15 protein-coding genes and 1 pseudogene are annotated in these 17,836 nt (G+C 64.8%); 6 read left to right on the top strand and 10 right to left on the bottom strand.

The window, feature by feature from the left end:
- Window position 1: 1 nt before the first annotated feature.
- Window positions 2-229 carry a hypothetical protein gene (locus ACOGXA_RS03015; protein WP_419925808.1) on the top strand — a complete coding sequence of 76 codons (228 nt, stop codon included), beginning with the start codon at window positions 2-4 and terminating at the stop codon, window positions 227-229.
- Here the strand turns inward: ACOGXA_RS03015 and ACOGXA_RS03010 are convergent.
- From ACOGXA_RS03010 to aroC, 4 genes are read right to left on the bottom strand one after another with little or no spacing between them, the layout of a single operon-like run.
- Entirely contained in the window at window positions 226-936 is a 711-nt protein-coding gene (locus tag ACOGXA_RS03010; RefSeq protein WP_419925807.1) for an indole-3-glycerol phosphate synthase TrpC, read from the bottom strand. The genes ACOGXA_RS03015 and ACOGXA_RS03010 overlap by 4 nt on opposite strands.
- A gap of 53 nt (window positions 937-989) precedes the next feature.
- Window positions 990-1,874: an LLM class flavin-dependent oxidoreductase gene (locus ACOGXA_RS03005; protein WP_419925806.1), complete on the bottom strand. Its 885-nt coding sequence runs from the start codon at window positions 1,872-1,874 to the stop codon at window positions 990-992.
- A gap of 1 nt (window position 1,875) precedes the next feature.
- A complete protein-coding gene (locus ACOGXA_RS03000; protein WP_419925805.1) occupies window positions 1,876-2,661 on the bottom strand; it encodes an enoyl-CoA hydratase in 786 nt (261 codons plus the stop codon).
- 4 nt (window positions 2,662-2,665) lie between these two features.
- Window positions 2,666-3,763, bottom strand: a complete 1,098-nt coding sequence (aroC, locus tag ACOGXA_RS02995; RefSeq protein WP_419925804.1) for a chorismate synthase — start codon at window positions 3,761-3,763, stop codon at window positions 2,666-2,668.
- 105 nt (window positions 3,764-3,868) lie between these two features.
- Between aroC and ACOGXA_RS02990 the strand changes: the two genes are divergently transcribed.
- The 3 genes from ACOGXA_RS02990 to ACOGXA_RS02980 all read left to right on the top strand — a co-directional run bounded on the left by ACOGXA_RS02990 (window position 3,869) and on the right by ACOGXA_RS02980 (window position 7,560).
- A complete protein-coding gene (locus ACOGXA_RS02990) occupies window positions 3,869-4,651 on the top strand; it encodes an SDR family NAD(P)-dependent oxidoreductase (RefSeq protein ID WP_419925803.1) in 783 nt (260 codons plus the stop codon).
- 40 nt (window positions 4,652-4,691) lie between these two features.
- Window positions 4,692-6,209 (top strand): class I adenylate-forming enzyme family protein, encoded by a 1,518-nt coding sequence (locus ACOGXA_RS02985; RefSeq protein ID WP_419925802.1) that lies wholly within the window; start codon window positions 4,692-4,694, stop codon window positions 6,207-6,209.
- 118 nt (window positions 6,210-6,327) lie between these two features.
- Window positions 6,328-7,560 (top strand): ATP-binding protein, encoded by a 1,233-nt coding sequence (locus ACOGXA_RS02980; RefSeq protein WP_419925801.1) that lies wholly within the window; start codon window positions 6,328-6,330, stop codon window positions 7,558-7,560.
- A gap of 7 nt (window positions 7,561-7,567) precedes the next feature.
- Here the strand turns inward: ACOGXA_RS02980 and ACOGXA_RS02975 are convergent, their stop codons facing one another.
- From ACOGXA_RS02975 to ACOGXA_RS02960, 4 genes and pseudogenes are all read right to left on the bottom strand, one after another.
- A complete protein-coding gene (locus ACOGXA_RS02975) occupies window positions 7,568-10,069 on the bottom strand; it encodes an ATP-binding protein (RefSeq protein ID WP_419927059.1) in 2,502 nt (833 codons plus the stop codon).
- 42 nt (window positions 10,070-10,111) lie between these two features.
- A pseudogene (locus ACOGXA_RS02970) lies at window positions 10,112-10,204 on the bottom strand (hypothetical protein); the annotation flags it as partial.
- Window positions 10,201-11,331, bottom strand: coding sequence for a metallophosphoesterase family protein (locus ACOGXA_RS02965; RefSeq protein WP_419925800.1), 1,131 nt, complete (start codon window positions 11,329-11,331; stop codon window positions 10,201-10,203). The pseudogene ACOGXA_RS02970 and the gene ACOGXA_RS02965, both read right to left, overlap by 4 nt.
- A gap of 79 nt (window positions 11,332-11,410) precedes the next feature.
- Window positions 11,411-12,553 (bottom strand): CaiB/BaiF CoA transferase family protein, encoded by a 1,143-nt coding sequence (locus ACOGXA_RS02960; protein ID WP_419925799.1) that lies wholly within the window; start codon window positions 12,551-12,553, stop codon window positions 11,411-11,413.
- 67 nt (window positions 12,554-12,620) lie between these two features.
- On the opposite strand from ACOGXA_RS02960, the gene ACOGXA_RS02955 reads away from it, so the two are divergent.
- On the top strand, window positions 12,621-13,022 hold the full coding sequence (locus ACOGXA_RS02955; protein WP_419925798.1) for a hypothetical protein: 402 nt from the start codon (window positions 12,621-12,623) through the stop codon (window positions 13,020-13,022).
- Here the strand turns inward: ACOGXA_RS02955 and ACOGXA_RS02950 are convergent.
- Window positions 13,019-14,494, bottom strand: a complete 1,476-nt coding sequence (locus ACOGXA_RS02950) for an AMP-binding protein (protein WP_419925797.1) — start codon at window positions 14,492-14,494, stop codon at window positions 13,019-13,021. The genes ACOGXA_RS02955 and ACOGXA_RS02950 overlap by 4 nt on opposite strands.
- Window positions 14,495-14,773: 279 nt before the next feature.
- Here ACOGXA_RS02950 and ACOGXA_RS02945 point away from each other — a divergent pair, with 279 nt between their 5' ends.
- Window positions 14,774-16,390, top strand: a complete 1,617-nt coding sequence (locus tag ACOGXA_RS02945; protein WP_419925796.1) for an AMP-binding protein — start codon at window positions 14,774-14,776, stop codon at window positions 16,388-16,390.
- 80 nt (window positions 16,391-16,470) lie between these two features.
- On the opposite strand, the gene ACOGXA_RS02940 is transcribed toward ACOGXA_RS02945, so the two are convergent.
- The gene (locus ACOGXA_RS02940) at window positions 16,471-17,829 is read right to left on the bottom strand and encodes a mycothione reductase (protein ID WP_419925795.1); all 1,359 of its coding nucleotides are present in this window, start codon (window positions 17,827-17,829) and stop codon (window positions 16,471-16,473) included.
- Window positions 17,830-17,836 lie beyond the last annotated feature (7 nt).

Below are 17,836 nucleotides of genomic sequence, written 5' to 3'. Positions count from 1 at the left end.
CATGCGCTCATTCGAGTTTCCCATCGCCGCGGTGTTCGGCGATGAGGGCTTGCAGCGCTATGGGGCTGATTTCCTCAAGCCGGTGTGGCCGGGGGACACCCTGACCGCTGAGCTGACGGTGACCGCGGTCAATTTCGACGGCTCGGTGGAAGTGGACATCTCCACCACCGATCAGCACGGCACCCTGGTGTTGCGGGGCACGGCTGCTGGAAGGCTTGCCTCAGATTAAGCCAGCAATTCTCTGAGGCGCTTCACCGGGTCGCCGGACGTCACTAGGGCCTCGCCTATGAGGGCGGCGTCGTAGCCTGCATCTCGCACCTCGGCCATGGTGGTGCCGCCGGGAACAGCGATGCCGGACTCAGCCACCTTCACCGCATGGGCTGGGAACAGCGGCGCCATGCGCTTGGCCCGCTGGTAGTCCATGGTGAACGCCGCACTCTTGGGCTTCTCCCGCTGATTGACCCCGATGATGTCGGCACCGGCTTCGATTGCGGCTTCCAGCTCGGCTTCCGACTTGACCTCGGTGAGCACGTCCATGCCCAACGACAGGGCCAGTTCGTGCAACTCGGCCAATTGCGCCGCGTCGAGATCGGCGACTATCAACAGCAGGGCATCGGCGCCCATCTGATGGGACTCGTGGACGTCTTCGTCGGTGGTAATGAAGTCCTTGCGGAGTACCGGCAGTCCGGAGGCCTCGGCCGCGGCAGCCAGATCATCACCGCTGCCGCCGAACATTTCCTCGTTGGTGAGCACCGACAGGCAAGCCGCTCCGCCGTCGCGGTAGGCCGCCGCCAGATCGGCCGGATCGAGGCCGGCGTTCAGATTGCCTCTGGACGGCGACCGACGTTTGATCTCGGCGATGATGGCCACGTCTTCGCCGGCCAAGAGAGCCTGCTTGAATCGGCCTGCTCGGCGGCCCCGCGCATCAGCTTCCATGCGTCGGCATCATATGGTGGTGCCCTGCTCTGGGAGAAGGCGGTTAGCGCGATCTAAGCCACCGCGGGCATGACTTCAGCGGCGAACAGACTGAGCGTCTCTGGGGAGGCGAAGTCGGTGAACTGAAGCACGAACTGCTCGGCGCCCATGGCCCGGTCGGCGTTCAGGGCCCCAGCCACCTCGTCGGGGGTTCCCGCCACTAGGGACCAATCTCCGAAACGGCGCTGAGCGGTGGCCACTACCTCGTCTCGGGCTGCCGACGAAGGGGCCAAGCCGATGGCTCGCTGCACCGACAGGCGGGCATCGCCGGCCAGCGGGATAAGTTCGTCTAGCTCGGCCATGCCGTAGACCGGGCAGTTCCACCAGTCGGCGAAGTCCCGCACCAGCGGCATGGTGAGTTTGCGGCCGGCCCCGCCGATCAAGATCGGAATGTGACCGTTCACCGGGGTGGGCTGCTGCTGGGCGTTTTCCAGCTGGAAAAAACGGCCCTGGTAGTCGATGGGCTCACCGGTGAGCAGGGCCTGAACCACCTCAAGGGTCTCCCGCAGGCGAGCGGCCCGCACCGCCGGCGGTTCGTCGCCGAGGCCGAACCGGCCCAGCTCATCGGGAACCGAACCCCAGCCGATGCCCAAATCGAAACGGCCTCCGCTGAAGTGGTCGAGGCTGACGGCCATCTTGGCCAGCAGCGCCGGATGGCGGAACTGCCCGCACAGCACCATGTGTCCGATCCGCACCCGCTCGGTCCAGGCCGCTACCGCGGTCGCCACCACAAAGGCGTCGTACATGGGCGAAGCGGGTAGCAGGGGTGGATTCAGATGATCCATGAGGTCGATCTTGTGGAATCCGCAGGCCTCTGCGGTTCGCACCCGCTCTTCAATGGTGGCCATGTCCATACGCATCTGGGGCATGAACAGGCTGAACTGCGCGGGGCTGAGCAAATCAGCCGCCCTTTCCCAGGCCGCGGCGCTCCATGTAGTCGGTGTCCACTTTCCAGTTGCGCATGAGCTCCTCCTCCAATGCCTTGGCCTCGGAGAAGCTCATGCCGTCGGCGGCATCGTAGATTCGCAGGGTGGCCGGTGTCGCCGGGGTGGTGGCAGCGGCTATTTGACCGGCCAGCCTCCTCGCGTGGGCCATTAGCCGGCTGTGGGGGACGACATGGTTGACCAGGCCGATGCGGAGGGCTTCCTCGGCCTCAACGAAGCGGGCGGTGGCGGTCATCTCCTTGGCCATGCGCTTGCCCACCGCCCGGGGAAGTAGGGCGGTCATTCCCCATGCCGGGATCACCCCGACCTTGGCGTGGGTGTCGGCAAACCGGGCCCGCTCAGAGGCCACGATGAAGTCGCAGCTCAAGGCGATCTCCAAGCCCCCGGTAACGCAGGTGCCGTTCACCGCGCAGATCAATGGCTTGGATGTTTCCCGGCATGCCCGGGCGGGATCCTTGGCCTGCCGCCTGTCGCCGCCCGGTCCCGGCGGCCCCTCGGCGGCCACCTCCCGGAGGTCTACCCCGCCGGTGAACGCGGGGTCAGCCCCGGTAAGAATGATGGCGTCCACCCCGTCGTTGGCATCGCACGCCTTCAGCGCGGCGTGTATGTCGTTGCGCATCCGCTTAGACATGGCGTTGCGGGCTTCGGGCCGGTTCAGCGTGATGGCGGCGATACGGTCGTCGACCTCGACTAGGAGGCGCTGGTCTTCGGGGGTGACGGGATTGCGGGGGGCTTCGGTCATGGAATCAGCCGCCGCAGTCGATCACATCGACGGCTTGCTGGCGTAGCCAGTGGTCGGCCAAAACCAGCAGCACTTGGGCTTCGACCATCGGCACGGCCCGGGGTAGAACGCAGGGGTCGTGGCGACCACGGGCAGCCAGTGTCACCGGGTTGTTGTCGCGGTCGACGGTGTCCTGGGCCGATGCAATGGTGGCGGTGGGCTTGAAGGCCACCCGGATCACGATGTCCTCGCCGTTGCTGATGCCGCCCTGCACTCCACCGGAGCGATTGGATGCGGTGCGGGGCTGGCCGTCGGGGCCGGGGATGAACGGGTCGTTGTGCTCCCGGCCGGTCATGGTCACCCCCGCGAAGCCCGAGCCGATCTCGAAGCCCTTGGCCGCGGGCAACGACAGGGCAGCCTTGGCCAAATCGGCCTCCAACTTGTCGAACACCGGTTCGCCCAGGCCGGGGGGCACCCTTCGGGCCACGCATTCGACAATCCCGCCCAGCGAGTTGCCGTCACGACGGGCCGCTTCGATGGCCTCGGTCATGGCCTCGGCGTGCTCGGGAGACGGGCATCGGGTGGCATCGGCCTCCACATCGGCCAGAGTCACCGCATCCAGATCGACATCAGCGGCAATAGCGCCCACCTGGCGGACCCAACCCAGAACCTCGATGTTGGCTGCGGTCTTCAAGAGCTGGCGGGCGATGGCCCCAGCCGCCACCCGGCCGATGGTCTCCCGGGCGCTGGCCCGCCCCCCTCCCTGCCAGTTGCGGATGCCGTACTTGGCCTCTGTGGTGTAGTCGGCATGGGAGGGACGGTAGACGTCCTTGAAGTCCTCATAGGCGCTGGGCCGGGCATCGGTGTTGCCCATCACCATGGCAATGGGCGATCCCAGCGTGTGGCCCTCGAACACCCCCGAGAGGAACTCCACCCCGTCGGCCTCGTCCCGCAGGGTGGTGAGCCGGCTCTGACCGGGCCGCCGACGGTCCAAATCGTGCTGGATCATCTCTGCGGTCAGCGGAAGCCGGGGCGGGCACCCGTCCACCACCGCGCCGATGCCGCCGCCATGGGATTCCCCAAACGTCGTGACCCGGAACAACCGCCCCGTCGAACTGCTCATTGCCTCTCAACACTACTTACCGGGATGTGATGGTTTGGGGGTCATATAGAGCTGAGCGTGGTGTCGATCATGTCTGGCTTGGCGCTGTTGTGGCAGTGTCGGGATATGGATCTAGGTCTTGCAGGACGGGTGGCGCTGGTAACGGGAAGCTACCGGGGGACGGGTAGTGGGATGGCTTGGGTGCTGGCCGACGAGGGCGCCGAGGTGGTGGTCCACGGGTTCGAGGAAGGGCAGGCCGACTGGCTGGCTGACGAGTTGGGGCCGCCGGCTCGGGCGGTGTGGGGGGACATTTGCACCGACGCAGGAGCTGAGGCGGTGGCCGAGCAGTGCGGCCCGGCGGACATCCTGGTCAACAACTACGGGGTGGCGGTTGGCGGCACCTGGGGTGACGATGACGCCAAGGTGTGGATCGACGCCTACAACCGCAACGTGCTCACCGCGGTGCGGATGACCCGGCTCATGGTGCCGGCGATGAGGGATCAGGGTTGGGGCCGGATCGTGCTGGTGTCCACGGTGGGAGCTACCCGCCCTGGTGATCGCATCCCGGGCTACTACGCGGCCAAAGGATCGCTGCCGGCCATGACAGTCAGCCTGGCCCGGGAACTGGCCGGCACCGGCGTGACGGTGAACTGCGTTAGCCCCGGTGCGATTGCCACCCCCGAGTTGGTGGAGATGTGGACTCGTCAGGCCGCGAGGGCGGGCCGCTCCACGGATTGGGCCGACATTGAGCGCCATGTGACCACCGAGGCAATGCCCACGCCGACCGGGCGCATCGCCACCGTGTCCGACGTGGGGGAGTTGGTGGCGTTCGTGTGCAGCGACCGAGCCCGCCAGATCCACGGCGCCCATCTGCGGATCGACGGAGGCGCGGCCGACGTGGTGACGTGAAGCAGCGCTCGCGGCGCCGGCATCACTAGGCTGCCCGGCGATGCCGACCTTGTACGACGTCGTCCGGGACTTCAGCCGCACCTGGCCCGACAAGCTGGCCGTGCTCACCGAGCAGGACGGTCACCGCACCTACCGCGAGCTGGCTGCCCACGGCGGGGCCCTGGCCCACCAGTTCCATACCCGATTTGGTCTGGGCTTGGGCGATCGAGCCTGTATCTGGATGCAAAACCGCCCCGAATACATCGAGTGCCAACTGGGAATGCAGGCCATCGGCTTGGCCGGGGTGCCCATCAACCCGGAGTGGACCGATCCAGAGTTGGAGTTCGTGCTCAACCACTCCCGATGCCGTCTGGTGTTCGCCGAGGCTGAGCGGGCCGAGCGGGCCATCGCCCTGACCGCGGGTATGGACGCGGTCGAGGCGGTGGTGAGCGTGGACGAGCCGGTGGACGGGGCATTGCTGCTGGCCGACCTCATCGGCGAGGCGCCGGAGGGCGCTGGTCTGGATCTGCCCCCGGTGGACGGGTTCGTGGAGGGCAACGTGCTCTACACCTCGGGCACCACCACCGGAAGGCCCAAGGCGGTGCCGATGAGCCCGGAGCTGTTCGCCGGGGGAGCGGTGCCTTATGAGGAGATGTTCGGCCTGAGCCATACCGACCGGTCGCTGGTGGTGACCCCGCTGTTCCACGGCAACGCCATGGGCGGGGCCATGTCGGCGCTCAGCCGGGGGGCCAGCGTGGTCATGCAGCGCACATTCTCCGCGTCGCGCTTCTGGGCCTTGGTCGATCTCTACCGCCCCACCTACTTCCTCACCCTGGTGCCCATCATCAACATCTTGATGGCCCAGCCACCCGGTCCCCACGAGAGATCACACTCGCTGCGGGTGATGATCCCGCTGGGCTGTGCTCCGATCATCGAGCAGATCGAAGAGCGCTACGGGGTGCCGTGCATGGACTGGTACGGAATGACCGAAGCCGGATCGGGCACCTATACCCGCCTGGACGAGCCCCGCCGACCTGGCTCGGTGGGCAAGCCGTTCGAGGGATCGGTGCTGAGGATCTTCCTGCCCGACGGCTCAGAGGCCCCGACGGGTGAGACGGGGGAGATCTGTTTCCTGCGGTCCACCATCGGCTTCAGCGGCTATATCGAAGATCCCGAAGCCACCCAGGCGGCCACCTCGGGCGACTGGTTCCGCACCGGCGACCTGGGTTACGTGGACGACGACGGCTACCTCTATTTCGTGGACCGCCAAAAGGACATCGTCCGCCGAGGCGGAGAGAATTTGTCCACCATAGAGGTGGAGACCGCGCTCCGCACCCACCCCGCAGTGGCCGACATCGCCGTGGTAGCCCGCCCCGACCCCGTGTTGGGCGAGACGGTGGCCGCCTTCATCGTGGTAGCCGACGGCTGCGATCTCCCCACTGAGGATGATCTGCGAACCCACACCGACGGCACCCTGGCCCCCTACAAGGTGCCCACCACCATCGAGCCAATAGATGAACTCCCTAGAACCGGTAACGGCAAAGTGGAGAAGTTCCGCCTCCGCCAGCGCTTAGGCTGATCCGGCCCGCTCCAAGTCAACTGCCTGCGATGTGCAGACTTAGCAATTAGGGCCGTGCGGGAGTGGTAGTGGTAAGTGTGCATGAGTAGCAGTAACAGGCGTGCAAGACTGGTACTCAATGATTGAGGCCAGCTATCTGACCCGCCTGGTGGATCCATGGATCGCTGAAGTGCTGGCCACAGCACCAGCAGTAATGATCACCGGGGCGCGGGCCACTGGCAAGACTACGACCGCGCTACGGCACGCTGCGAGCGTTGTGAGCCTTGACAAGGATCGCGAGGCAGCGCCGTTCAATGCTGATCCTGACGCCGCTTTGCGCAACCGGCCAGAGCCGGTGCTGCTCGACGAATGGCAGGAGTGCCCCGGAGTGCTCGGCGCGGTCAAACGGGCTATCGACGGCGAGCGCCGTCCTGGTCGGTTCATCCTGACCGGCTCGGTGCGCTCCGATATCGATCCGGCTCTGTGGCCGGGTACGGGACGGATGATCAGAGTCGCCATGCATCCTTTGACAGTGCGTGAGCAGCTTGCCCGCCATGGACCCACCTTTTTGGAGCGTCTTCTGGCCGAGGATTTACCCGTACCGGAGCTAGATCCTCCCGATTTGCGCGGCTACGCAGAAATCGCCTTGCGCGGTGGATTTCCAGAGCCGGCGACAAAGTTGCAAGGCAGAGTTCGCGACGGCTGGCTGGCCAGCTACATCGAGCAGTTCACGCACGGTCAGCCTGGACAGCGCAACGGACCCGATTTCGCGAGGATGAATGCGTTCTTTCGAGCCTATGCCGTGAACTCTGCGGGAATCGTCAACGACACGACTCTCGATGAGGCTGCGGGCATCAATCGGAGAACGTCCCGCTCCTATGTGAAATTGCTAGCCGATATTGGGGTAATCGCCGAACTCCCAGCATGGAGCACAAACCGCCTCAAGCGCCTCACACGCGGGCCGAAGCGGTACATCGCCGATGCAGGGCTATGGGGTGCGGCTATCGGTGCGGACATCGACGTAGTCATGAACGACGGCAATCTACTGGGTCGCCTCATCGACACTTTCGTCACCAGCCAGCTTCGGTCCGAAGCAGTCGTGGACCCAACCAGGCCCCTATATCACCACATACGCGACCGTGAAGGCCGCCACGAGGTGGACCTGGTCGCCGACCTAGGGGCACGTGGACTTGTCGGCATTGAGGTCAAAGCCCACAGCGCGCCCACGGCGAGAGACGCCCGACACTTGATCTGGCTGCGCGACCAACTCGGCGACCAGTTCAAGGCAGGAGCCGTGCTGCATACCGGTCCAGCCAAGTTCCGACTCAGCGACAGTATCTACGCCATCCCAATCTGCACACTGTGGAGCTAGCCCGCCCTCAAGCTGGCAAGCGAACTACTTTTGCGTTGCCAACATGGGCGTATCGACCCGGTGTGCAAGTCAGCACAATGACTTGGCAGTCCCGGCCAGCGGCGGCAATGGCCGCACCCATGGCCTGAAGGCGGGACGGATCGCTCCAGCCCAGGGCATCGTCGATCACCACTGGGGCGCCCCCGCCGTCAGGACTGACGATGGCCGCACAGGCCAGCCTGCTGATTACGCCGATCTGCTCGCGAGCGCCCACGCTGAGCTGCTCAATGTCGAGGGTCTTTCCGTCCAGCGTCCGTTGGGCCACACGTAAGTCGCCGTCTAGTTCCACCTCAAATGTGGGTCCGAACACGATTCGTCCCAGCTGCTCGATCTGCTCTTTGAACGGTGCGATATAGCGTTGGCGGGCATCTTGGCGGTGCCGCTCGAAAGTCTGATGGAGCAGGTGAACAGCCTGTGCTCGCGACTCAATTCGTTGATAATCCCGTGTCAGGTGCTGGTGCTCGCTTATTGCAACGTTGAGCCGAGAGTGCAGACCAGATTCGCCGTGGGCTTCGAGTCTGCCCTTCAGATCCCGCCGCCTGTCTTGGTTGGTCCTAAGGGCGTCTTCCGCCTTTACCTTGACGTCGCGGGCATTGTCGAGCTTGGCTTTCAGGCTATCGGGGTCTTGGGCTCGCAGTTCGCTTTCTGCCTGTTGTCGAGCGGTAGCCGCTTCTTGGACAACCGTTTCCTTAGCGCTTAGGGCCTCTTCGAGATCACGGTCGGGTTGCACGTGCCGTGCTTCTTCCAGCTTCTGCTCGGCTAGTTTCTTCGTGTCGCGGGCACTCTTGAGTTTTCCGGCCTGAAGCGCAGCGCCGACTTCAGCCTGCTTTCTCGCTTCAGCGGCTGTCTCCGCGGTGCTTTCGCAGCGATCAACTTCGTCCTGGCACTCCGCGGCATCGTTTTCTGCGCTGGAGACGACCTTCTTGGCTTCATCTAGGTCTTCCGGAAGAGGAGGGGCTTGTTGCCGGTCAGCTGGATATGAGGAGACCCGCTTGATGAGCCCGTCTAGCTTTTGAACCAAGCCTTCGAGGGTGAGATCCCGGAGGTTCTCCTGGATCGTCTTGACGGATTCATCACGGCTTCGCTCAGCCTCCCGGCGTTCGTCGACCTTATGTTTGGCTTCGGCAAGGTTGCCAACTCCTCCCAGGGCACACAAACGGGCGTGTTCTTGTTGTGCTGTTTCGAAGTCAGTGGCCAAGTCCTGAGACTCGTGGCCGGCTAGAACCCGCACCTGAACAATGTCGGGAACAACCAGCTCCCAATCGTCGGTGACATGGGCCCGCTGGACGGCATTGGTATCCATCGTGAAATCTTGACCGTCGATCAACACGGAGAGGTCTGATAGAGCGGTGGCCTCTACAGAGGCCGCCGAGGCTTGTAGAGCGATCTTGGCTCGGGTCTCTTCATCTCTGGCCTGTTCGATTTGGTCAACTAACTCATCATCTACTTGTGAAGAGTCCAGAACAGCCTCGGCGATGCTTAAGCCCTTCTGAGCACCAAGCACTCGCTCGTGGCGCTCGTAGAGCTGGTCCTTCTCGATCTGATTCCGACGGTAGTCGCGGTCGTCGTTGGCCAGACGCAGCTTGTCCCGCGCAAGTCGCAGAGCATCCTGGGCTGCGCGGAGGGCCATGGTTGCTTCTTCGCTTTGCTGCACGGCCAGAGCAAGCCCTGGAGCAGCCTGCTCTACCTCTTCTTCGAGTGAGGCCAGTTCTCGACCTTGATCCCTCACTGCGTCGACCAAGTCGCGCCGACGTTGCATATTGCCATCGATCACCTTTAGCTGGGCTTGGGCGGTGGTGTGATCGGAGGCTAAGCGCTCGATCTGGTTGCGCAGGCTCTCGGTCGCTTCCCACTGTTCACTGAGTATGGTCACAGCCTTGCCAGCCTCGTCGAGGCGGACAGCGAGGTCGCCCTCCTGACCGGCCAACCGGGCTGCTTCAGCGGCGTCGTCTTCGATAGCGCTGAGTTGGGCATTGAGGTCGTCGATTCTCCCGTGAGCCTGGTCGACTCCGTTGGCGAGCAACTTCCTCTCCTGCGACTCTCTGCCAGTGCCTGTCCAGTATCTGAGCCGCTCGGTACAAATGCGCTCCCACAAGGCGTCATCGCTGTTGGCTGCCTGCGTGCCACCAGCGGCCAGGTCGAGCGCCAGACCCAGTGAGGGCACGCCGAATTCTGGCAGCCCAGGCTCGGTGCCCTGCTCGATAGTCAACGCCTTCCACAGATCTTGGTCCAGTGTCTCTGCGAGTATCGCCTCTACCCGCTCGTGAGCTTCTCGCCCGGTAAGCTGTTCTCGCCGTGGGGCGATGACCTCGAGCGTCGTCTCTGGTTGGCGATGCCAGCGCTTGAAATACTTGAAGCGGTAACTACCCGAAGAGATCTCGACCTCTACTTCAGGGCCCGCATCGTGATGAACCGGTCGGATGGCCTTCAAGGGTTGTTTGCTGGACGAATCCAGGCGGTTCAAGATCATGTCGAGGGCCTCGGGAATGCAACTCTTGCCCACTTCGTTGTCGCCCTCGACGACGATGACTCCCTCAGCGGGGAATTCCACGTCACAGTCGACCACTCCTCGGTAATTCTTCAACCTCACTCTGTGGAGCCTCATGAGTCTGCCCCCGCCAGCCGATGTAGTAGCGCCAGGGCATCACGGGCGACCACCGCCTGCTCGCCGGATTCGGCTAGCCCGCTCAAATCCTCCGCTGCTTCACGAGCGAAACCCGACAATTCGAGCTTGTCCAGGTCGGTGTCGTCAGGAACAACCACCAACTCACTGCGCCGCTCCCATGTCTCCAGAGCGGCCAGCAGCTCGGAGTGGTGCTCTAGAAGTCGGTCGAGTCTGGCCTTTTGTGCCAGTGAGATCTGGCCAATAAGCGCGAGCTTGACGATTGTCCGCTCCTTGCTGTCCACGCTGTCTAACCACTCTTCTAGGTTGTCGAGATCTTCTTCGCTGGTCAGCTCCCGCTCATCACTGAGGAACCGCCAATCGCCTATGGGCCGCTCTTGCACCTGAATGTGATCGGTCTCGAGTTCCACGACAAGAACGTTGCCCGGACGGACCTCGTCGTAGTCGGTGGGTTCCGGCGCTCCCGAATACCAGACTCGCCCGGTTGGCCCCTCATCGGTAGTCGAGTGGCGGTCACCAAGGGCCACATAGTGGATCTGACCCCTTTCGATTCTCTCCTCCAGTGTCGACAGTGAGATGAGGGCGGGGTTGGACTTATCAGGCGACAGCGTGTCGATTGCACCGTGGCCGACGACGATCCGCGCTGCGTCACCGTCTTCCAGCAGGTCGCAGACATCGGCAACCAGGTCTGTTAGGGGACGCTTCGTGAACCAGGGCGCTGGGACCAACTCGACGCCGGAAGCGGCTTCTACTGGACTCGGATCTCCAAGAACCACCACATTGTCCGGCTTGTGTTCTGTGAAGGTAGGAGACATGTACACCGACGAAGCGTCCAGTGGGTCGTGGTTGCCGGGCAAGAGGTAGAACGTGACCTGCAGGGTGGCGCCCATCGCCTCGAAGGCCCGCAAGATCACCTGGCGGTTCACTTGGTTGGACTCAAAGACATCGCCGCAGACCACGACGAAACCGCACCCTTCGTCTACTGCCAGAGCGCCGATCCTGCGGATGACATCGATCCGGGCGCCGTCGAAGCGGGCTTGGGCTTCGCCAGCCAAGAAATGCCGGGTCATGCCAAGCTGCCAGTCGGCTGTGTGTAGGAATTTGACCATGAGCGCACTCTACAAACAGGGTGCGACAGTTTGTCTGGCCAGAAGCCCTCGCCGCCGTTGCCCCCAAACGGTACTTTTCCTAGTGGTCGGCGAATTCGGCTCGGATTTGGGGGCCGTGTTGATTGAGGGCGGGGAGGGAGAGGGCGTCGGCGGTGGTGGCTAGGTCCCAGTCGGCGGTGGTGGCGGGGGCGGGGAGTTCTACGGTGCCTTCGGCGTGGGCAACGGTGATGCGATTGATCTGGGGGTGTGACGAGAGACCGGCCACGTCGTTGACGGTGCCGAAGGCCATCCGGCTGTCAGTGAGCTTGCGGCGGAGATCGTCGGTTGTCATGCGGGCAAAGACTTCGGCTACGGCGGTGTCGGTTGCAGCCCGATTCGCGACTCGGGCCTTGTTGGTGGCGAAGCGGGGGTGATGGGCCAGCTCAGCCTTGTCAAGCACTGTTTGGCACAGGGTGACCCATTCCCGATCGGACTGCACAGCGATGAGAAGGGTGGCGCCGTCGGCGGTGGTGAAGGCGCCGTAGGGGGCGATGGACGGGTGGGCCAGGCCCACACGCTCAGGGCCCTTGCCGAGGTAGTCGTGGTGGAGCAGGGGGACGGTCATCCATTCGGCCATGGTGGAGAACAGCGATACCTCGATGGCGGCCCCTTCTCCGGTGCGGGCTTGGCCGACCAGCGCCTGGCTGATGGCCCGGGCGGCGGCCTCGCCGGTGGCGATGTCGGCCACCGACACCCCGATTCGGCCCAGCGGTCCGGGCGCACCCGACACAGAGACCAAGCCGCTTTCAGCCTGTACCAGCAGGTCGTAGGCCTTCATGTGGGCATAGGGCCCGGTCGGGCCGTAGCCCGAGATGTCGCAAGCCACCAGCCGGGGATGCCGTTTGCAGAGGGATTCCGAGCCGAATCCCAACCGGTTTGCCGCTCCCACGGCCAGATTCTGGATGAACACATCGGCTTGGGCGACCATGCGGCTCAGCAGCGCCGCTTCGCCGCTGTCCTTGAGGTCGAGGACGATCGACTCCTTGCCCCGGTTCAGCCAGGCGAAGTAGCTGGACAGTCCATCGGCGGCGGCGTCGTAGCCTCGGGAGAAATCGCCCTCGGCCCGCTCGATCTTGATGACCCGCGCACCGGCGTCGGCCAGCCGACAGGATGCCAGCGGCCCGGCCACGGCCTGTTCGACCGAAACCACCAGCACGCCATCCAGCGGCTTGGCTGAGGTCATTCGGGCAACGTACCGCAGAGAAGGCCCACAACAACCAGCCCCAGCATCGGCGATCTAGGCTGAGCCCATGACCCCACAGGAGATCTTGGACTTGGCCCGGGAACATGCTGCCGCGGAAGCTGAGAACGATGCGGAACGGACGCTGGCCACGCTGGTGGACGAGCCCACCTACGAGTTCTGGCCGATGGGCAAGGGCTTCACCGGCGGCGATCTGGCCCGGACGTTCTACTTGGAGCAGTACCCGCTGTTCGCTCAGCGGGTCAGCGGCTACGGAGTGCTGGGGGAGTGGACCAACGACCAGTGCGCCATCCAGGAGTACTGGATCGAACTCGACGGGAAGACCCGCCACATGGTCATGTCGATGATGCACGCCGCCGGCGATCTCCTGGCCGGGGAGAAGCTCTACTGCGACGACGCCTTTGTCGAAGCCCTGCTCGGGCCGCTGTGTGAGCACCTAAAGCCGCTCTAGCTCAACAGGTGCTTTTGTACCTTGCCCAAGGCGTTGCGGGGGAGGTCGTCTACGAGGTGGAGGAGACGGGGGTGTTTGAAGGGGGCGCACACTCCTTCAAGGTGGGAGCGCAGGTCGTCCAGTTCGGGCGCCTTGCCGGAGGCAGCGACCACCCAGGCAGTGACCACCTCGCCCCATTCCCGGTCGGGAGTGCCGGTGACGGCGACGTCCTCGATGTCGGGGTGGGTGCGCAGGGCGTCTTCCACCTCGCGGGGGTAGACGTTGTACCCGCCGGAGATCACCAACTCCTTGGCCCGGCCCCGGAGTCGCAGGTAGCCGTTCCCGTCGATTTCACCGAGGTCGCCGGTGCGGAACCAGCCGTTTTCGTCGAATGCCTCGGCAGTGGCTTCGGGTCGTCGCCAGTAGCCGGCGAACAGGTTGGGACCTCGCACCAATACCTCACCGGTGTCGGGGGCAAGCCTCAGTTCCACGCCGGGCAGGGGGAACCCCACTGTGCCTGCCCGGCGCTCGCCGTCGTAGGGGTTGGAGACGAGCATGATGGTCTCGGTCATGCCGTAGCGCTCCAGCACCCGCACCCCGGCGCCCTCCTCAAGGCGGCGGTGCAGATCAGCGGACAGGGGAGCAGAGCCGGCCACGCACAGCCGCAACCTAGAAAGCTCACCCACCCGGTCTGACTGGGACAGGCGGGTGTACATAGTGGGCACTCCGAAGAACAAGGTGGCGTCGTGGGCCTCGGCCGCATCCAACACCGCATCGGGGGAGAACCCGTCCAGCAGCACAGCAGACGCCCCCGACAGCAGTGTGCCGTGCAGCCCCACGCCCAGCCCGTGCATGTGGAACAAGGGAAGCGCGAGCACCAGGCGATCCTCCGGGGTCCACCGCCAGGCGATGCGCACCGACTCGGCCCCGGCCAGCAGGTTGCCGTGGGTCAGCACCGCCCCTTTGGGAACGCCAGTGGTGCCCGAGGTGTAGCCCAGCAGCGCAGGGTCGCGGCTGTCAAGCTGATCGAGACTGGGAGCAGCGGCGTCGTCGAGGTCGAGTCGAGGCGAAACCACCGTCATCTCAGGGGCCTGCTCAGCCAGCCATCGCACCCATTCGGGCTTGTCCACCACGGCCGCCCGAGGCCCGGCGTCGCCGACGATGTGGGCCAGCTCGACTTGCTGATAGGCCCCGTTGACAGGCACCACGATCAGCCCAAGCCGCAGCGCAGCCACGTGGGCCACCACCAAGTCGACCGATGCGGCGGCAGAGAGGATGATCCGGTCGCCCTTGCGCAGCCCCGCACCAAAGAGCCGTCCAGCGGCGGCCTTCGTGCGCCGGGCCAAATCGCCTCGCGTGATCCACCCGGTGCCCTCGTCCCACAGCGTCGGCTTGGTTGGCTGCGTAGCCCAGCGATTGCTCCAAGCCGCGGGCAGGCTGACCTCAGCAGTCAGGTCCACCGATCTGGGATCAACTCCCTCAGAAAAGTGCACAGCATCGGCTCGTCCCACCGCATTCATCTGGCGATCATGTCACAGCATCTCGGTATAGGCCGTTGTTGTTGTCGTGACCCAGCGATATCATGCCCCTAATGCCCGTACCCATAACCGATCCCGCCGAACACGGTTTCGATTTCTCGGTTTACGACGAGGCATTCTTGGCTGCCGAGGGCGTTGGGTCATGATTGATCAGACGCTTGTTGTCTTTCTGGTAGCCGAACCTCAGGGCCAGCTGATCGTCATGGATATACGAGACGGCTAGCCTCTTCCCTCGTGCCCTTGAATCTGGCCACTGTGTGGGAAGCGGCTGCGGAGACGGTGCCCGACGCCGATGCCGTGGTGTGCCATCCGGTCAGCCGGACATGGCGAGAGTTCGAGGACCGGGCTGCTCGGCTGGCCGCTGCGCTGGGTGAGTTGGGCATCGGGGCGGGCGACAACGTGGGCCTGTACTTGTACAACGGCAACCCCTACAGCGAGGTCACCTTCGGGGCGTTCAAGGCCCGGGCCGCCCCCTGCAACGTGAACTACCGGTACCTGGCCGGAGAGCTGCGCCACCTGCTCGACGACGCCGACGCCAAAGCGGTGTTCTTCTCCCCCGAATTGGCCGACCAGGTGGACGAGGCCCGGGCCGACCTGCCCTTGCTGCGGGCGGCCATCCAGGTAGGCGAGCCGGGCGACCAGGTGCCCGATTGGGCGCTGGACTACGAGAGGCTCATCACCGGGCACGATCCGGCCCCGCCCATCGTCCGCAGCGCCGATGATCTGTGGATCCTGTACACCGGCGGCACCACCGGCAAGCCGAAGGGAGTCATGTGGCCCCACGGCGCACTGGTGGGAACCATGGTGTCGCCGTTTCGGGCGCTGGCGCTGCCCCTTCCTGAGACCGCAGACATGGTGAAGTCCAACATCGAGGCCATCTACGACAGCAGGAGGGTGAGCCGGCAACTGGCGGCCTCGCCGCTCATGCACGGCACGGCCAGCATCGTGGCGCTTTCCACCTTCACCCAGGGCGGTGCGGTCATCACTATGCCGGAGCGCAGCTTCGACGCCGATGCCCTGTGGCGTTGTGTGGAGCGCGACCGGGCCACCGTGTTGACCATCGTGGGCGACGCCTTCGGCCAGCCGATGGCCGACGCCCTGGACGCGGCCGCAGCCCGGGGCGAACCCTATGACTTGTCTTCGGTGTTCATGATCATGTCCTCGGGGGTGATCTGGAGCCAGCCGGCGAAAGAGGCCCTGCTGGTACACAAGGACATGAAGCTGGTGGATTCTCTGGGATCCAGCGAGGGCACCGGCACCGGCATGAGGATCAGCGACCGCAAGGGCGGGTCGGCCACAGCCCGGTTCACACTGGGTGAGAACGCCGCGGTGTTCAAAGAGGACGGCCAGCCGGTGGAACCTGGCTCGGGAGAGCCCGGGATATTGGCAGTAGGTGGCCCCATTCCCATCGGCTACTACAAGGATCCGGAGAAGACGGCAGCCACGTTCCGCACCATCGGCGGGCGGCGCTGGTCGGTGCCCGGCGACTGGGCCACCGTCGAGACCGACGGCACGATCACGCTGTTGGGCCGGGGATCGGCCTGCATCAACAGCGCGGGGGAGAAGATCTACCCCGAAGAGGTGGAGGAGGCTGTCAAAGCCCACCCCGCAGTGGCCGACTGCCTGGTGGTGGGGGTGCCCGACCCGAAGTGGGGTGAGGCGGTCACTGCGGTGGCTCAGGTGGAGGGCGATGCCTCCGACGACGAGATCATCGCCGACGCCCGCACCCGTCTGGCCGCCTACAAGCTCCCCAAGGCGATTGTTCGCACCGACGCCGTGCAGAGGGGCGCCAATGGCAAGCCCGACTACAAGTGGGCCAAACAGACCGCTCTCGACTCTCTGTCCCGGTAGGCACCGATCTGAAAGCATGGTGCTATGAGCATCAAAGTGGCTGCGTTGCCCGCGGCTTTGGGGGCCTCCCCCGGGCCTAGCTACAGCTCTAATAGCGCCTGTTCGACCACCTCGGTGAGGGCGGGGTGTATGAATAGCTGGCCCCGGGCCATCTGATCCACGGTGAGGCCGAACTGCATTCCCTGGATGAGCTGCTGTATGAGAGTGGGGGCTTGTGGGCCGATGATGTGGGCGCCCAGCAGCAGGCGGGTGTCGGGATCGGCCAGCACCTTGGCGAAGCTGGCGGTGTCCTCCATGGCCCAGCCATAGGCGGTGTCGCTATAGGGGCGAAGAGCTCTGAGGTAGGGCCGCCCTTCGGCCCTCAGGGATTGCTCAGTAGCCCCGACCGCGGCTACATGGGGGTAGGCGAAAACCGCGTGGGGGATGCCGGAATGGTCGGGGGCCCGCAGATCGTCGGGGTGGGCGATGTTGTGGGCCACCGCCCGGGTGTCCTCGTTGGCGGTGTGCTTGAGCTGGGCGGCATGGCAGATGTCCCCCAGCGCCCACACTCCATCGACGCCGGTGCGGAGGAATTCGTCGGTCACCACATAGCCGTCATCGTCGAGCTCAATGTCGGAGCGGGTCACGCCCAGCTGCTCGCCGTTGGGCACTCGGCCGGTGGCTACCAGCAGCACGTCGCCGGTCACGTTGCGGGCCTCGGTGCTCACGGTGACCTGCGATCCAGACTGCGACACCCCGACGATGGGAGAGCCCAGCGCGCAGTCCATGCGCTGGGTCGCGATCTCGGTGAACGCGGCCGAAATGTCCTCGTCCTCGGCTCGCAGCAGTCGCTCCGAGCGGTTCACGATGGTAACTGACACCCCCATGGCGTCGAACACATGGCCCATCTCGGCGGCTATGTAGCCCCCGCCCAAGATCACCATGCGATCGGGCAGCGTTTCCAGGCGCATCACGGTGTCGGAGGTGTGGTAGGGAATCTCGTCCAGGCCAGGAATCGGCGGAATGAACGGCCGGGCGCCGGCGGCCAGCACGATGTGGTTGCCGGTGATCTGCTGCCCGTTGACCTCCAGCATCTTGTGGCCGGTGAACCGGGCATCGCCGTTGAACACGGTCACGTTGTCGAGGCTGTGGCGGTAGTCCTCCCCGCCTTGGGCGATGGGGTCGATGCGGCCGAACACCCGGTCGACGATCTCGGGCCAGCGCACACCGTCGAGCGAGGTGTCCACCCCCAAGGGCCCGGTGTGGCCGGCTTGGTGGGCCATGTCGGCGGCGTACACGAACATCTTCGAGGGGATGCAGCCCCGGTTCAGGCAGGTGCCGCCGAAGGTGTCCCGCTCGATCAGCGCCACCCGCCAATCGTCGAAATCGGGGGTCAGCACGCTGTTGCCCGACCCGGTGCCCACCACCACTAGGTCGAAGTTCTCGGCGGTCTCGGTCATGGGGCAG

The organism is Candidatus Poriferisocius sp. (assembly GCF_965208475.1).
Lineage (GTDB): Bacteria > Actinomycetota > Acidimicrobiia > Acidimicrobiales > Bin134 > Poriferisocius.
Note: the sequence above shows the minus strand (reverse complement) of the source record. Positions and strands in the feature narration are given on the sequence as shown.

Excerpts from the sequence above, each read along its gene's own strand:
- ACOGXA_RS03015 (WP_419925808.1), top strand. The coding sequence starts at position 2 with ATGCGCTCATTCGAGTTTCCCATCGCCGCGGTGTTCGGCGATGAGGGC.
- ACOGXA_RS03010 (WP_419925807.1), bottom strand. The coding sequence starts at position 936 with ATGGAAGCTGATGCGCGGGGCCGCCGAGCAGGCCGATTCAAGCAGGCT.
- ACOGXA_RS03000 (WP_419925805.1), bottom strand. The coding sequence starts at position 2,661 with ATGACCGAAGCCCCCCGCAATCCCGTCACCCCCGAAGACCAGCGCCTC.
- aroC (WP_419925804.1), bottom strand. The coding sequence starts at position 3,763 with ATGAGCAGTTCGACGGGGCGGTTGTTCCGGGTCACGACGTTTGGGGAA.
- ACOGXA_RS02990 (WP_419925803.1), top strand. The coding sequence starts at position 3,869 with ATGGATCTAGGTCTTGCAGGACGGGTGGCGCTGGTAACGGGAAGCTAC.
- ACOGXA_RS02985 (WP_419925802.1), top strand. The coding sequence starts at position 4,692 with ATGCCGACCTTGTACGACGTCGTCCGGGACTTCAGCCGCACCTGGCCC.
- ACOGXA_RS02980 (WP_419925801.1), top strand. The coding sequence starts at position 6,328 with ATGATTGAGGCCAGCTATCTGACCCGCCTGGTGGATCCATGGATCGCT.
- ACOGXA_RS02975 (WP_419927059.1), bottom strand. The coding sequence starts at position 10,069 with ATGATCTTGAACCGCCTGGATTCGTCCAGCAAACAACCCTTGAAGGCC.
- ACOGXA_RS02965 (WP_419925800.1), bottom strand. The coding sequence starts at position 11,331 with ATGGTCAAATTCCTACACACAGCCGACTGGCAGCTTGGCATGACCCGG.
- ACOGXA_RS02960 (WP_419925799.1), bottom strand. The coding sequence starts at position 12,553 with ATGACCTCAGCCAAGCCGCTGGATGGCGTGCTGGTGGTTTCGGTCGAA.
- ACOGXA_RS02955 (WP_419925798.1), top strand. The coding sequence starts at position 12,621 with ATGACCCCACAGGAGATCTTGGACTTGGCCCGGGAACATGCTGCCGCG.
- ACOGXA_RS02940 (WP_419925795.1), bottom strand. The coding sequence starts at position 17,829 with ATGACCGAGACCGCCGAGAACTTCGACCTAGTGGTGGTGGGCACCGGG.